This window comes from Flavobacterium cryoconiti (genome assembly GCF_048158645.1).
GTDB lineage: Bacteria > Bacteroidota > Bacteroidia > Flavobacteriales > Flavobacteriaceae > Flavobacterium > Flavobacterium cryoconiti.
On the sequence record NZ_JBLNKW010000012.1, the window covers coordinates 23,242 to 38,931 of the forward strand.

Below are 15,690 nucleotides of genomic sequence, written 5' to 3' on the forward strand. Positions count from 1 at the left end.
TTATGTGTCTTATCACACTTTATAAATTGTTAAAATCATTCTTAAAAGGAACATAAAACAGCGCTATTTTTTTATTTAACAAATGAAAATAAAGCACTTACAAATGAACTGCTTTTATCTTTTGAAATTAAAAGTACAAAACCAATCTTACAATATAAGTGAAGCTTAGTTTATAATTACTTCTTTTCTTTTGCTAATTCTTTTCTCGATTTGTAGGCTTTTAAGTATTCTCCTTTTGGAGTTCCGTCATCAAAAGAGCTATATTTTATTAATGCTCTTACGCCTTGACGTGCTTCTTCATTCGTGAAATTTTCATATTCAATACGATACAATGCAGAATACATTTCGGCACGACCAATACCATGGTAACAATGAATCAACACTGGATAATTGTCTTTATTATCCATTATTTTGAAAAAACGGTCTAAATTCTCTTGTTTTGGAACCTGATCTGAACCATTATTGAAATAATTTACGCCTTTTATTTTAGCTACCGCAACTTGCTCTGCAGTAAGTTCAGCTGGAATCTCTGGATTATTCTTTAAATCAGCAGTTCCTGGAAAACGCAAATCGACAATCGATTTTATATGGTATTTCTTAACGTAACTTTCGATCTCATCTGGCGGAATCACTCCTGACTTGTACACTTTTCCTTCGGTAATTGTTTCAAAATTATGGTTGATGTTCATGTCATAAACATACTTTCCCACCAATATTAAGACGATTGCAAGGATTGAAAATCCAATTATTTTTTTATTCTTTTTCATCTTGTAAAATTACTAAAACTTATTGTTTAACATACATTTTCTTATCCACTACTCTATCCATATAATCTTGAATAAAAGCTTTGCAATTAAGCTCAATTTCATTCATTTCAGGATTTCGGTTTTTTATCAAATTGTTTTTTAATGCTTTATCATTTTTATCATAAAACCCTAACGCAGTTTTACCGTCAAAGGTACAGATATAATTCCCTTTAGAAAACTGATAGATGTTTCCTGTTGAATTAATAACAAACGGCTGACTTGATTTTTTGTCCAATAAACTTCTGCCCCAACTTCTAAATGGTTTCTTATACCCAATCATATCCAAAATCGTTGGGTAAATATCAATTTGTTGAGCCAAATCATCATCAACACCTACATACTTACTATTGGGTTTATAAATGATAATAGGGACCGCAAAATGGTTAATCGCTTTTTGATATTCATCATAATAAATTTGGTTACAATGATCTGCAACCAGAACGAATATGGTATTGGAAAACCAAGGTTTCTTTTTGGCTTCATCAAAAAATCGTTTCAGGGCAAAATCCGTATACTCCGCACATTTATGAATAGGAACACCGCCCTCATGAAATCTATTTTTATATTTCTCCGGAATAATATACGGTTCATGAGACGAAACTGTAAAGACGGAAGCGAAAAATGGGGTCTTCTTTTTGTCTAAAGTGTTTTTCATGTACTGAAGAAAAGGCTCGTCCCAAATTCCCCAAAACCCATCAAATTGAGAATCGTCATTGAACTCCGTTCTTCCATAATAATTATCAAAACCTAATATATTTCCGAAACCTAAAAAGCCCATAGAACCATTGGCAGCACCATGAAAGAATGAAGTATTATAGCCTTCACTTTCTAAAGTGGAAACTAGGGATTCTATTTTCTGTTTTGGATAAGGAGACGACGTAAAGGCATCTTTGAAAGATGGAATTCCCGCTAAAACGGATGACATCCCGTGAATCGACTGTCGTCCATTTGCGTAAGCATTTGTAAAAATTAAACTGTGCTGCGATAAGGAATCCAGAAAAGGAGCATGGCTTTTATAATTCGGGATTTTTGAATTTTTATTAAAAGCACCTATGTACTCGCGGCCATAACTTTCGAGAATAAACACCACCACATTAGGCTTAGTCGCAGGATTATTATGGTATTGTTTAATAGGCTGTACTTTTTCCAGAATCACTTGTTCGTTGACATCCGGATAATTGGGTTTCAGGAAACTGTTGCTAAACAACGTTCTGATAATGGCAAAAGGCGTATTGAGCACAATATCCGATTGAACGATAGTTTTCACGTGCCTGCTGGCATCCAAAAGGTTAATAGGTCGCGTTGCTTTATTAAAATCACCACCACGAATTCCACCGATTATAAGTAAAACTATACCAAAAAATCCAATGGTTGAGAATCCAAAATAATGCAGTTTTTTAGACGGTACAGCAACCGCAACACTTACTTTTTTATACAAATAAATCCAAAGCGCTGAAAACAATACAAATAAGATAAAAACATACCAATAGTCATATAGAAAACTAAAAAGCAATACTTTTTTATTCGTTTCATGTTTCAATACGTTCAGAACAACAATTGTAGTGCGTGCAAAAGTGTATTTGTAATAAATAAAATCAATAAAATTAGTCGCATAAGCCACTAAATTAGTCCCAAAATAAAGATAAAAAAGGGATTTTTGATAGCCTGAATTCGTGTTTTTCCAAAAGGGCAAAATCGAAAAAACAATAAACAGCAAATTCACATATAGAATTGCAGTCGTATCAAAAGCCAAACCATAATAACAAAGTGAAAGTAAATCTGAAATAGAATCTACTTTTAACAAATTAATATTAAAAATATAAAATAGAATTCGAGCTATGAAGTAAAAAATATAAGCTAACGAAAGTCTGTATATCAGAACCTTGTATTCATTTAAGCGCAAGTGTTTGTGCATTTCAAAGTAAATTAATTGTAAAACAAGTGCAAAGATATTACAATTAATCTGTTGACCACAGTTAAAATTTATACAAAAAAGGGAATCAAATCTTGAAAATCAGTTTTATAATCTATTAATTCTAATTACTAAACATCTTTTAAAGAGCTATTTATCCTAAATATCCTTTTTATAATAATGCTTAATCACTCCGTTTAAGATTACGGTAATTACTATTATAATGGCTCCGATGTAAAACTCAAAACTCATTTTTTCTTTTCCGCCAAGGATAAAATAAGCCAACACAATTCCATAAACCGGCTCTAGATTGGTCGTCAACATTACGGTGTAAGGAGTCAGTTTCTGCATCACTTTTACAGAAGCGGTGAATGCATAAGCAGTACAAACAGAAGCCAAAATCAAAATTAAAACCCAATTATTGAATGTCAAAACAAAGAAATCCAAAGAGAATTTATCCTGAAATAAAAAGTAAACCGTAATAAAAGAAACTCCGGCCAGAAACTCATAAAATGAAATTACCGATGGATCGTGATCTGCAATTAACTTTCCGTTCATAAGGGTAAACAAAACCCCTAGTATAATGGCTGCCAAAGCATAAAGCATTCCATCCAGATAATTGACTTCTACTTTCATAATCAACCCTAATCCTGCAATGATAATGAGTCCGAAGAAAACTTCATACCACAACACTTTTCTGCCATAAAAAAGAGGCTCTAATACCGATGCAAAAAAAGCACCCAAAGAGAAAACCGAAAGTGTAATGGAAACATTGGAAACATGAATGGCTTTGAAAAAAAAGATCCAATGCAACGCAATCAATAACCCAACGAAAATCAATTTTAAGAATGATTGCAACGGAATTCTAAATGATTTTTTTTTGAATACAATAAACAATCCTAAAAAAACACTGGCAAAAAGCATTCGATACCACACCAATGCATCCGGTTTTATGGTGATTAAAGCTCCTAAAATAGCGGTAAAACCCCAGATAAAAACAATTAGATGCAGGTTTAAGTAAGACTTTAATTTATCGTTTTGCATTGCGTAATAAATAAATGGCCAAAGTCCCAAAAGCCATATTAGGCAACCAAACAGCCAGCATGGCAGGAATGCTTGATTTCTCAGCTAATACACCAAAGATTTTATCAAAAAACACAAAGGCAAAAGCCAAGGCGATTCCTATCGCTAAATTCATTCCCATTCCGCCTCTGCGTTTCATGGATGAAACGGAAACCGCAATAATGGTCAGAATAAATGCCGAAACCGGAACACTAAATTTCTTATATAAAACCACTAAATAAACATTGATATTAGACGAACCCCGCTTTTTCTCTTTATCAATAAAGTTGATAAGTTTATTCAAGCTTAAGGTTTCAGCTATATATACAACAGGAGCTAAATCCTCTAAATCAAAACTGAAACGGGCCTCTTTTTCAGCTAATTTTTCAATTTTATCACCATTGACCCCTACCGTTCTTTTCGTATAATCATACATAGTGTACGTCTTACTCTTTGGGTTCCATTTTATTCTGCTTGCTGAAATTTTATAAATCAGTTTCTCTTTATCAAACTTTTCCAATGAAAAATTAAAAGCAGTCTTTGACAGCGTATTAAAGCTGTTCACATAGATAAATTCAGTATCGCTGATTTGTCGGTACACATCAGTATCGTCGCCTCGCATGGCTTCTTTTCCTCCAGTACGCAAATACGTGTACCTGAAATTATTAAATCCTTCGCTGGCAGCAGGAACCACAAAAAATCCCATCAACAATACAAAAACAGAAACCATCGAAGCCCCTATAATGTAAGGTCTTAAAAAACGGGTAAAAGAAATCCCCGAACTCAAAATGGCGATAATCTCCGTGTTGTTGGCTAGTTTTGAAGTAAACCAAATAATGGATAAAAATAAAAATATCGGGAATAAGGAATTGGCAAAATAAACCGTGAAATTATAATAGTAAATCGCAATTTCAACAAATGGAATTTTATTTTCGAGCATGAAATTAATCTTCTCCGAAACATCAATAATAATCCCAATAGGTATAAACATCAGCAACATAACCGAAAAAGTGGCTAAATATCTTTTTAAGATGTACTTGTCTATTATTGTTAGCATAAAGGTTTAATCGGTTATTCGTTTATTTGGTTATTCGGTAAAATGGTAACTCGTTTATTCGATTAAACAAATAACCGAATAAACAAATAACCAAATTTACAAACGTTGGCTCATATTCTTCACCATCATTTCTTTCCAAGGTTTGAAATCTCCCGCTAAGATATGTTTTCTGGCCTCACGAACCAACCACATATAAAATCCAAGATTATGGATGGTAGCAATTTGTTTCCCCAGGTATTCATTGGCAGCAAAAAGGTGACGCAAATACGCTTTGGTATATTCCGTATCAACATATGTGATTCCCATTTCGTCAATAGGCGAAAAATCAGCTTCCCACTTTTTGTTTTTGATATTAATCGAACCGTTAGCCGTAAACAACATTCCGTTTCTGGCGTTACGCGTAGGCATCACACAGTCAAACATGTCAATTCCAAGGGCAATATTCTCTAGAATATTTATCGGAGTTCCCACGCCCATCAGGTAACGGGGTTTGTCTTCGGGTAGAATTTCACAAACTATTTCGGTCATGGCATACATTTCCTCGGCAGGTTCCCCTACTGAAAGTCCGCCAATCGCATTTCCTTGTTGATTAGAATTCGCAATATATTCTGCCGATTGTTGGCGTAAATCTTTATAGCAACTTCCTTGAACAATTGGAAAAAACGTTTGCTCGTATCCGTATTTAAAAGGCTGTGTGTCTAAATGATTGATGCAACGGTCTAACCAGCGGTGCGTCATTTTCATCGAACGCTTTGCGTAGTTATAATCACATGGATATGGCGTACACTCATCAAAAGCCATGATAATATCGGCACCTATGGTACGCTGAATTTCCATCACATTCTCTGGCGTAAAAAAGTGGTACGAACCGTCAATATGCGATTTGAACTTCACGCCTTCTTCCTTAATTTTTCTATTGGCCGAAAGCGAATACACTTGGTAGCCACCAGAATCCGTCAAAATATTGCGGTCCCAGTTCATGAATTTATGCAAACCACCCGCTTTCTCCAGAATTTCGGTTTGTGGTCGCAAGTATAAATGGTAGGTATTTCCCAAGATAATATCCGGGTTTATATCGTCTTTCAATTCACGTTGATGAACGCCTTTTACAGAACCAACGGTCCCTACAGGCATAAAAATTGGGGTTTCAATCACACCGTGATCAGTGGTAATACTTCCCGCTCTGGCTTTGGACAGCGGATCTTTTTTTAATAAATCAAACTTCATAAACACGTTTTTCTCCCGACCGTTCGGGACGGCAAAGATAGGTTAATTTGAAACCCCCATCAAAAAAATATTTTTCTTCTGATGAAATGAAAAAGGGGATTCCTGACAACCAAAATTTAAATACTTTTTTGGAAAAAAATTAGATAATTACATCATTTAATTACCATTTGGGAATTCCCATTTAGCAAGGGTTTTCAAATCGTTTTTTGAATTTAATGAATCTTCTAAAATTTAGAATTTGGGTGTGACTCCCTCCTATAGCCTCTGGCATTTTCCTCTAAATCTAACCCGAGAGCTGATAGCCATCAAACGAAGTAAATAGCACTAAAAACCTCAATATATATGTAATTGCAATCTAAATTTTCAGATAAAATCATACTATTCGTATTTATAATTAGTTAATTAACATCCACTTAGACAACAATTTAACTACATTTACTATATATAAACCGGAGTGTATGAATTTTGAAATACAACAAAAATAAAATTATTATTTATAAGATATTAAGCACAATTTTATACCACTCAAAAAAACAACCGTCATGGGAACTACATATAAAAATCCACAAGCTGAAGGAGCTGCGGCTGCAAAATCAGAAGCAGCATATGATTTAAAAGACTTATTTGAAGTTGGGTTGAACGACATTTACTCAGCAGAAAAAGCATTGATTGAAACCTTACCGCAAATGGTAGAAAATGCTTCATCACCACAATTAGCCAACACCTTACAAAATCATTTAAATGAAACGAAACAACATGTTTCCCGTTTGGAGGAAATATTTGAATCTAAAGGTATTAAAGCTGTTGCAAAAAAAAGTGAAGCTATAGAAGGATTAATAGAAGAGAGCAAAGGCATAATAGCACAAGCCGAAACAGGTGCCATGCGTGATGCCAGCATTATTGCCGCTGGACAAAAGTTGAAAAAATATGAAATTGCCACCTATGATGCCCTGCATTCTTTTGCAGAAAATCTTGGTGAAAACAAAGCCGCAAATTTGCTCGCTATGACGCTAAATGAACAGAAAAAAGCAGATGCCGCTTTGAACGAAATCGCTCAATCCAACATTAATTTTAATGCTTCAGAACAGATTTAACAGCAAATAATATAAAGTAATTTCGATACTAATTTGTAATTAGTTACTGTCTTCCGTTTAATCTAGAGCCTGCCGAGTGCAGGCTTTTTTTGTGATTTAATTTCAAATTTAAATCATGTGTTTTTCAGCAAAACCACTGAAATATACACCCATGTAAGTACAAAAAGCATTCAACAAATCAAGAGCTCTTTTGATGATTTATAAGATAATTATTATATATTTGAAAACAGATAAAAGCTGACCTTTATAAGAAATATCTACCCTATTTAGGGGTGATAGGTCTGATATCGTCAGTAGTATATACTAATTACTAGCAATTTTTGAAAAAATGACGATAACTGAACTATTTACAACATATTGGAGTCAAACGACCTTAATTCTATTTGGAATTGGATTTTTGATTAAAAATTTTTTTGATTTGAAATCAAAAAAGACAGAAATAAATCACAGTTTGTTTCAGCAAAAAAGGTTAGAATCAGTAAATTATTTTTTTTCTAACTACGCAACAACTCAACAAATGTGGAAAGACATACCAATATATGATATACTCGAAAGAAAAATGACTTCCAAGGAAATTGATAAATATATTTTTCCTCATTTAAACGAATTAAGAAGAAATGTTTTCGAGTTAAAAATCTACTTTAAGGAAAGTGAGCATAAAAGTTTTCAAACAATTTTAGAAAATATGCATTTAATAAATGCAACACTCAGTTCCGAATATTTTTATTTTAAAGAAGATAGAGATGTTATTACCAAATCTAATAATTTTCAAAGCTTTAGAGATAATAAGTTAAAAGAAAATGAATTGATAAATAATAAAATAGCATCGAAACTACAACAGATGTTTAATTAAAACTGCTGGTAACAGCTACTACAGCGTTGGCAGACATATTATGATAAAACTACAAAAAACAACATTCATCTTCTTAATCTTTCTTTTTGCAAATTGTAAAAAGAACGATTATGATATTGAATTTAACAAACAAGTTTTGACGGAAATTTTGCCAAGCATAATAGACTCAACTTGTGTTGATATTAGAATATTTTCAAATGCTCCACCACCATATGGGAAAATGCTTTTTGACAAAGAAGGTCGATATGTAAAAATTGATTCAACAAAAGCATCAGCGGAAGAAATTCAAAGATTAAAAAATTGGAAAAAAGATGTTGCAGAAATAGAAAAAGACACTTCAAAAGTTATTATAGCTTTTGAACCAAAAATTTCTCCCTACGAAAAAGAATATGAACTAATTGTGACTAAAGATTTTCCAAAAGATACTTTGAAAAAATTGATAGTTAATAAAACAAAAGAATACGTTCTAAATTACAAAAATATAAGATTGAATGGTAAATTCAAACTAAAAAATATAAACGAATTTGATAGAGAAAATATTTTTGAGAAAAAATATAAATTTAATTTTTCAGGAATATTAAGAGTTTCGGGAATAAAATTTGACTTAAAAAAAGAGAATGGAATTCTTGAAGTTGGATTTACTTGTGGCAGAGAATGTGGATATGGACGTACAGTTTTTATCAAAAAAGTAAACAGTAAATGGAAAATAATTAAAATGGAAAAAACTTGGATTTCATAGAAATACGTCTGCCAACAGCTACTACAAACATCATCAAACGACAAGCACTATTTATTTTCCAATAATTCGTTTTCTATGCTCACTTCCCCAGGTAGCAAGTTCAAAAATCAATTTATCCAAAGAATGACCATACTCCGTTAGAGAATATTCTACTACAACAGGAATCGTATCATAAACAGTACGCTTAACCAACTGATTTAATTCCAATTCCCTTAATTCTTTTGACAACATCTTTTCGGTAATTTTTGGTATTTCTTTTGCCATTTGCCCAAACCGTTTATTTCCGAATGTTAGTGAAATTAAAATAGGAATCTTCCATTTTCCACTCAATACATACAATGCATCTGATACAGGTTGAATTAAACCTGTACAAGTACTATGTGTTTTTATTACTTCTTTTTTCATTTCGATTTGCTTTCTTAAGTCACTATACAAAAGTATAGTCCTATACTTTGGTATAGTACATACTTTTATATAGCAAATATACTGACATTTGTATTATAAACAAAATAATAAGAAATGAAGAAAATATTAAATATTACATCTAGTGCTAAAGGTGAAAATTCTTTTAGCAGCAAATTATCAACTTCAATTGTAGAAAAATTACAAACTCAATATCCCGACAGTAGTTTGCAAACACTTGATTTAGGAAAAAATCCTTTCCCACATTTGGATGAAGTACATTTAGCGGCATTTTTCACACCCGAAAATTTGCAAACCGATGACGATAAAGAAACTATAAAAATTTCCAATGAAGCAATCAAAGAAACAATGGAAGCCGATATAATTGTGATAAGCGTGCCTTTGTACAATTTTGGAATACCATCTACTTTAAAATCCTGGATAGACCACATAGCTAGAGCAGGCGTTACTTTTACGTATACAGAAAATGGTCCAGAAGGATTAATAAAAAATAAAAAGGTCTATTTAGCAATTGCTTCTGGGGGTATTTACTCTGAAGGACCAATGAAACCGTTTGATTTTACGGAAACTTATTTGAGAGCTGTTTTGGGCTTTTTGGGCATGACGGATATTACTGTTTTCAGAGTTGAAGGAACCGTTATCCCTGAAATAAAAGACACAGCAGTAACCAAAGCATTAGGAATTGTAACTGAATTTGCATTTTAAAAATGAAAATGTCCTAAAATAAGCTGGTACAAAACACAACTTATTTTAGGACATTATACTTAAAAATTCACTTTATTATTCCATCATTTTTTCACTGTAATAGGCTATCTCAGAGGTTATTTTTCCTTTGTCATTAAAATTATCAATGAAAAATATTGGTAAAACAATTTTCTTTTTATCTGATTTTCTGGTTAATCTAAAATTCCACCACGATTGCACTACTCTCGCATCTCCCATTTCATAATGCAAATAGTCAGGATATCCAACCATGTCAATACTGGTTAAATCAAATTTATCAAAAAGCTTTTGATCATTTGCTTTTTGTTCTGCTAAGGTTATACTCTTCCCTACAGGGGAATTGATGTCCATAAAAATCGCTTTGTCATCATAAAAACTATAGGCTTTATCAAAATCTTTATTCTCAAAAGCATAAATCATTTTTCGAACGTCATTAATATATTCATGATGATTAAAAATGGTTCCATTTTCTCTATCATTAAAACTATTACCTATTTCATCAAAAATACTGCTATTAGAATACCTGATAATTGTTTTAATTTTATTGTTTTTATCAACTATAAACAATCGATGCAAAGGCATATCTATTTTTACTCCAGTTTTGCTATGTACTCCTTTCAAATCTTCCCACGTTTGAACCCAAACTACATCTTTATTATTAGCTTCTTTGTATTCTAAAGCATCTGGATAAGCACCTTGAGATCTTTTAATACTTAGATAATCAACATTATCTTTCCAAAAACTTACCTCTTTTAAAAATGATGCTTTATCTTGTCCCTTATCATCCTTATCAGAACTTGAACCATTATAGGATTTAAAATCATCTGTCAAAAAGCTAGCTACTTTGTCAGCGTCTCCACTAACAAATGCTTGGGTCATGGCTTCAACCGCATTAATTGCAGGATGCTCTACATAAATAGTTCCATTAGTTTTCTTTTGTCCGTAAGTGATGCAAGTAGCGACCAACAATACAATTGAGAAAAATTTTTTCATATTTAATTGATTTTTAGTTAATAAGAGATTAAATTTAACAAAAAATACTGATTTTCAGTACATTATACTACTTTTTTTACTTCCTTTAAAATAAGAATCTGCTAATTTTAAATTTTTTATGCCCCTTATCCATACAGTACTATCAAATTACACCCTTGAAATACAATTCTTATTTTTTATAATTCTAAAACAACACATAAACATTTAATTAACAGACTATTGAATACATTTTATTTAACTTTATGTGTTATATACATAACAATTAAAAATTATAAAAATGGAAACAAAGAATCAATCAACAGCAACCACTGAATCCAACAAACAAAAACTCGTAATCGTAAGAGAATTTGATGCGTCCCGAGAGCTTGTTTGGAAAGCTTGGACTGATCCTAAAAGCTTCATGAAATGGTGGGGACCCAAAAATTTTACTTGTCCAGTCTGTAAAATAGATTTTAAAGTTGGAGGCAAATATCTTAATTGCATGCGATCTTCTGAAGGCAAGGAATTTTGGGGCACGGGAACTTACACTGAAATTGTTCCTATGGAGCGAATTGTTTACACGGATTCATTTGCAGATGAGAAAGGGAATGTCGTTTCAGGTACATATTATGGTATGGAAGGTTTACCGTTAGAATTACTTGTAACGGTTTCATTTGAAGAACATGAAAGCAAAACAAGAATGACACTTATTCATATAGGGATTCCATCAGGAGAAATTACTGATTTAACCAATATCAGCTGGAACGAATCTTTTGACAAACTTGCGGAAAGTTTAAAATAATTCTGAAAGGATATCACTAAATCATTCATCATGATTGAAGGATTAAATACAGCGGAAGCTCAGGAAAAACTGAAAGTTTTTGGTTTTAATGAATTGCCATCAGCAAAACCAAAATCTATTTGGCGTATCGCTTTGGAAGTCATAAAAGAACCCATGTTCATTTTATTGATCAGCTGTGGCGTACTCTATATTTTATTGGGCGATTACAGAGAAGGCATTATTTTACTTTCGGCAATTTTCGTTATTATTTTTATCACTTTTTACCAATATCAGAAAACCGAAAAAGCACTGGAAGCACTCAAAAAACTTTCCTCGCCACGCGCTTTAGTGATTCGGGATGGAAAAGAAATTCGGATTCCCGGACGCGAAGTGGTTCCTGATGATATAATTGTATTAAATGAAGGTGATCGGATTGCCGCTGATGCAAAAGTACTTGACACTATAAATCTTACCGTTGATGAATCATTGCTTACCGGTGAATCAGTCGCAGTAACGAAAAGCGTAGAAGCCGATACCTCAGATTCACATGGATTGGTTTTCAGCGGAACACTCGTGGTACAAGGAAAAGGATTCGCAAAAGTTTTTGCAACCGGAATAAAAACACAGTTTGGAAAAATTGGAATCTCTTTACAAAATATTGAGGAAAATGAAACCCGTTTGCAAAAAGAAATGAAAGTGTTGATTCGGAATCTATTTCTAATTGGTATTTTTATCAGTATTGGTATCATTGCAACCTTTTATTTTACAAGAGGGAATTTTATTCAAGCGTTACTGAACGGTCTTGCGGCTGCGATGTCCATTTTACCGGAAGAGTTTCCTGTTATCCTTACCGTATTTCTAGCTTTAGGTGCCTGGCGATTATCCAAAAAAAATGTACTGACCAGAAAACCTTCGGCTATTGAAACATTAGGTTCGGCAACTGTTTTATGCACTGATAAAACAGGAACCATTACCCAAAACAAAATGGAAATTGCCACTATTTATGATGGTCAGGAAATCGTGCTAAAGAGTATTTTTCATGAGAAACAAAATCAGATTTCAAATTTGGTTGTTGCCGCCCATTATGCCTCTCGAAAAGATGCGATTGACCCAATGGAACAGGCGATTTACAAAACACATGCAGCAATAATTTCGCAAAAAAAATCAGACCATAAACTCCTAAAAGAATATCCATTGAGTCGTGAATTACTCGCCATGACTCGCGTTACGGAAAATGTTACTGAAAATTCCATATCCGTTTCTGCCAAAGGTGCCCCGGAAGCTATTTTCAAGCTTTGTAAAATGAATGAAGAGGAAACAACAAAACATTTTTCAGCCGTACAACAAATGGCCGAGCAAGGATATCGGGTTATTGCTGTTGCAAATGCTGTACATTACAAGGAACAACTTCCAGATTCGCAACATGAATTTGACTTTAGTTTTCTGGGACTTATTGGTCTAGAAGACCCTATTCGTCCAGAAGTCCCGCAAGCCATAAAAGAATGTCATGAGGCCGGCATACAAGTCATTATGATAACCGGCGATTTTCCCGCTACAGCAAAAAGTATTGCTTTATCCATAGGTCTTGATGCCAATAAAGAAATTATTACTGGAGATGAGTTAACTGCAATGAGTGATGAGGAACTAAAATTAAGAATAACTAAAACCAATGTTTTCGCACGAGTAATTCCTGAACAAAAACTAAGAATTGTTCAGGCTTTGAAAGCCAATAACGAAATCGTGGCAATGACAGGCGACGGAGTCAATGATGCGCCTGCCTTGAAAGCGGCCAATATAGGTATTGCTATGGGGAATAAAGGAACCGATGTAGCCAGAGAAGCTTCTTCACTCGTTTTATTAGATGATAACTTCGCTTCCATTGTTTCGGCAATACGTTCCGGAAGAAGGATTTTTGATAATCTGCAAAAAGCAATGTCGTACGTTCTTTCGATTCATATTCCTATAATCGGGCTTACCTTTCTACCTGCATTTTTCCCTTCAATTCCATTATTATTGATGCCGTTGCATATTGTTTTTATGGAATTGATAAATGATCCCGTTTGCTCCATTGCATTCGAATCAGAGCAAGAAGAAAAAGGAATTATGAAGCGTCCTCCCAGAGATCCTAACGAACAATTTTTTGGCGGAAGAAAGATTATACTGAGTGTCATGCAAGGCTTTTTATTGTTAGCTATGGTTTTATCGGTTTATTTATTTTCCAAATTCCAAGAATATCCCGAAGGAGAAATAAGAGCTATCGTTTTTTCAGCACTTCTCCTTGGAAATATTTTTATCATTTTGACCAATATTTCAAAAACAAGAAACGTTATCTCCGTAATAACCGAAAGAAATCCGGTTACAATTCCCATTCTCTTAACCGCCATCATAATGTTACTGCTGATTATTTCGATTGCGTCGTTACGCCACACTTTTAATTTTGAAGTAACGAATTACAATCATTTTATACCATCTATTTTAGGAGCAATTGTTATCCTTATCATTCTTGAAACCATAAAATATTTTAAAAACAGAAGCATCCAAAATAAAAAACCCCTTGTGTAACAAAAGTTACTGTGCAACGCTTATTCTTGCTTTACTTTTGTATCATAATTTAGTTAAACGCTATTTGACTATTAATTAAAAAACATAAAAATGAGCTTAGAAAAAATAATTAAAGCAAAACAAGGAACTATCATAGATGTGCGTTCCCATGCTGAATTTATGGGTGGTCATGTAGCTGATTCGATTAATATTCCACTGAATGAAATTCCGCAAAGAGTAGAAGAATTACGAAATCTTAAAACACCGTTAGTACTTTGTTGTGCATCGGGAAACAGAAGCGGACAAGCACAACTTTTTCTGACCGAACATGGAATCGAATGCTACAATGGCGGTTCGTGGTTAGATGTAAATTATTATCAATCACAAATTAAATAAAAATGATAAACGCACTTAAAAATTTATTCGGATTTGGTTCGAAAGTAAATTATGCCGATTTAGTACAGCAAGGAGCTATTATTCTGGATGTTCGAAGCAAAGAGGAATATGCAGGAGGACACATAAAAGGTTCCCTAAATATTCCGGTTGATACTCTAAGTAACAATCTTTCTAAACTCAAAGACAAAAACCAACCCATAATCACTTGTTGTGCTTCAGGAATGCGAAGTGCTTCGGCAAAAAGTATTTTGAAATCAAATGGATTTACTAAAGTGTACAATGGTGGCGGTTGGAGTAGTCTTCAAAATAAAATAAGTAGTTAAAGCAGTACGTTAAATTTTGGAAAAAATCATACTATTCGTATTTACAATTAGTTAATTAACAATTGATTCGATTCTAGTTTGTTTAATTTTATACTATTAAAAATAGTAAGTAATGAGTTTGTAATACACCAACAACAAATTTTAATACTTACAACAATTAATCTTAAAAAAACAACTATTATGAGACCTGAAAGTAGTAAAAACGAACCTTTTAAAGGAGCTGTTCAAGCAAAATCAAATGCGGCACATGGATTGAGAGATTTATTTGAAGTTGGATTGAAAGACATTTATTGGGCTGAAAAAGTATTGACAAAAACGTTGCCAAAAATGGTAAAAAATGCTTCATCGCCAGAATTAGTTAACTCATTAAAAAACCAGTTAAGTGAAACACAAGAACACGTTTCCCGTCTGGAAAAAATATTTGAAGTAACAGGTATTGCACCTACAGCAAAAAAATGTGATGCCATGCAGGGTATATTGAAAGAGACCAATGGACTTATCAGAGAAACCGATATTGGCATGGTACGTGATGCTGGGCTTATTGCTGCGGATCAAAAGGTAAAACATTATGAAATTGCAACCTATGGCACTTTACATGCTTTTGCAAAAACGCTAGGCGAAAATAAAGCTGCAGAATTACTCGCTATGAATCTTAATGAAGAGAAAAAAACTGACGCTGCCTTAACCGGAATTGCATTATCTGCTGTCAACAGACAAGCTTTTAAAGCAGATGCAATTACAAATACTTAGAATGTAATTTAATTATAGAACAGTAATTTCT

General features: G+C 33.2%; 16 protein-coding genes. 9 read left to right on the forward strand and 7 right to left on the reverse strand.

From position 1 onward, the window contains the following. Nucleotides 1–176: 176 nt before the first annotated feature. From ACM55H_RS15755 to tgt, 5 genes are all read right to left on the reverse strand, one after another. Nucleotides 177–767, reverse strand: a complete 591-nt coding sequence (locus tag ACM55H_RS15755) for a dual specificity protein phosphatase family protein (RefSeq protein ID WP_416837424.1) — start codon at nucleotides 765–767, stop codon at nucleotides 177–179. A gap of 19 nt (nucleotides 768–786) precedes the next feature. Next, complete coding sequence (locus tag ACM55H_RS15760) at nucleotides 787–2,721, reverse strand: LTA synthase family protein (RefSeq protein ID WP_416837425.1); 1,935 nt, start codon at nucleotides 2,719–2,721, stop codon at nucleotides 787–789. Between the two features lie 156 nt (nucleotides 2,722–2,877). Beyond that, a complete protein-coding gene (locus ACM55H_RS15765; protein WP_416837426.1) occupies nucleotides 2,878–3,762 on the reverse strand; it encodes a DMT family transporter in 885 nt (294 codons plus the stop codon). Continuing rightward, nucleotides 3,749–4,837, reverse strand: coding sequence for an LptF/LptG family permease (locus ACM55H_RS15770; protein WP_416837427.1), 1,089 nt, complete (start codon nucleotides 4,835–4,837; stop codon nucleotides 3,749–3,751). The genes ACM55H_RS15765 and ACM55H_RS15770 overlap by 14 nt, the downstream gene beginning before the upstream one ends. Nucleotides 4,838–4,933: 96 nt before the next feature. Next, on the reverse strand, nucleotides 4,934–6,064 hold the full coding sequence (gene tgt / locus ACM55H_RS15775) for a tRNA guanosine(34) transglycosylase Tgt (protein WP_416837428.1): 1,131 nt from the start codon (nucleotides 6,062–6,064) through the stop codon (nucleotides 4,934–4,936). A gap of 542 nt (nucleotides 6,065–6,606) precedes the next feature. Here tgt and ACM55H_RS15780 point away from each other — a divergent pair. The 3 genes from ACM55H_RS15780 to ACM55H_RS15790 all read left to right on the forward strand — a co-directional run bounded on the left by ACM55H_RS15780 (nucleotide 6,607) and on the right by ACM55H_RS15790 (nucleotide 8,750). Then, entirely contained in the window at nucleotides 6,607–7,158 is a 552-nt protein-coding gene (locus ACM55H_RS15780; protein WP_416837429.1) for a YciE/YciF ferroxidase family protein, read from the forward strand. A 418-nt stretch (nucleotides 7,159–7,576) separates the two neighbouring features. Continuing rightward, nucleotides 7,577–8,011 carry a hypothetical protein gene (locus ACM55H_RS15785; RefSeq protein ID WP_416837430.1) on the forward strand — a complete coding sequence of 145 codons (435 nt, stop codon included), beginning with the start codon at nucleotides 7,577–7,579 and terminating at the stop codon, nucleotides 8,009–8,011. A gap of 40 nt (nucleotides 8,012–8,051) precedes the next feature. Continuing rightward, nucleotides 8,052–8,750: a hypothetical protein gene (locus tag ACM55H_RS15790; RefSeq protein WP_416837431.1), complete on the forward strand. Its 699-nt coding sequence runs from the start codon at nucleotides 8,052–8,054 to the stop codon at nucleotides 8,748–8,750. A gap of 51 nt (nucleotides 8,751–8,801) precedes the next feature. On the opposite strand, the gene ACM55H_RS15795 is transcribed toward ACM55H_RS15790, so the two are convergent. Beyond that, nucleotides 8,802–9,155, reverse strand: coding sequence for a winged helix-turn-helix transcriptional regulator (locus ACM55H_RS15795; RefSeq protein WP_416837432.1), 354 nt, complete (start codon nucleotides 9,153–9,155; stop codon nucleotides 8,802–8,804). A 114-nt stretch (nucleotides 9,156–9,269) separates the two neighbouring features. Between ACM55H_RS15795 and ACM55H_RS15800 the strand changes: the two genes are divergently transcribed. Further along, entirely contained in the window at nucleotides 9,270–9,878 is a 609-nt protein-coding gene (locus ACM55H_RS15800; RefSeq protein ID WP_416837433.1) for an FMN-dependent NADH-azoreductase, read from the forward strand. A gap of 75 nt (nucleotides 9,879–9,953) precedes the next feature. Here ACM55H_RS15800 and ACM55H_RS15805 read toward each other — a convergent pair whose 3' ends face one another. After that, nucleotides 9,954–10,889, reverse strand: a complete 936-nt coding sequence (locus ACM55H_RS15805; RefSeq protein ID WP_416837434.1) for a nuclear transport factor 2 family protein — start codon at nucleotides 10,887–10,889, stop codon at nucleotides 9,954–9,956. Nucleotides 10,890–11,166: 277 nt separating this feature from the next. Between ACM55H_RS15805 and ACM55H_RS15810 the strand changes: the two genes are divergently transcribed. The 5 genes from ACM55H_RS15810 (at nucleotide 11,167) to ACM55H_RS15830 (ending at nucleotide 15,659) form a co-directional block, all read left to right on the forward strand. Further along, the gene (locus tag ACM55H_RS15810; RefSeq protein ID WP_416837435.1) at nucleotides 11,167–11,670 is read left to right on the forward strand and encodes an SRPBCC family protein; all 504 of its coding nucleotides are present in this window, start codon (nucleotides 11,167–11,169) and stop codon (nucleotides 11,668–11,670) included. Nucleotides 11,671–11,700: 30 nt separating this feature from the next. Next, nucleotides 11,701–14,211, forward strand: a complete 2,511-nt coding sequence (locus ACM55H_RS15815; RefSeq protein WP_416837436.1) for a cation-translocating P-type ATPase — start codon at nucleotides 11,701–11,703, stop codon at nucleotides 14,209–14,211. A 90-nt stretch (nucleotides 14,212–14,301) separates the two neighbouring features. After that, a complete protein-coding gene (locus ACM55H_RS15820; RefSeq protein ID WP_416837437.1) occupies nucleotides 14,302–14,586 on the forward strand; it encodes a rhodanese-like domain-containing protein in 285 nt (94 codons plus the stop codon). A gap of 2 nt (nucleotides 14,587–14,588) precedes the next feature. Then, nucleotides 14,589–14,909 (forward strand): rhodanese-like domain-containing protein, encoded by a 321-nt coding sequence (locus ACM55H_RS15825; protein ID WP_416837438.1) that lies wholly within the window; start codon nucleotides 14,589–14,591, stop codon nucleotides 14,907–14,909. A 180-nt stretch (nucleotides 14,910–15,089) separates the two neighbouring features. Beyond that, nucleotides 15,090–15,659: a YciE/YciF ferroxidase family protein gene (locus tag ACM55H_RS15830; RefSeq protein WP_416837439.1), complete on the forward strand. Its 570-nt coding sequence runs from the start codon at nucleotides 15,090–15,092 to the stop codon at nucleotides 15,657–15,659. Nucleotides 15,660–15,690 lie beyond the last annotated feature (31 nt).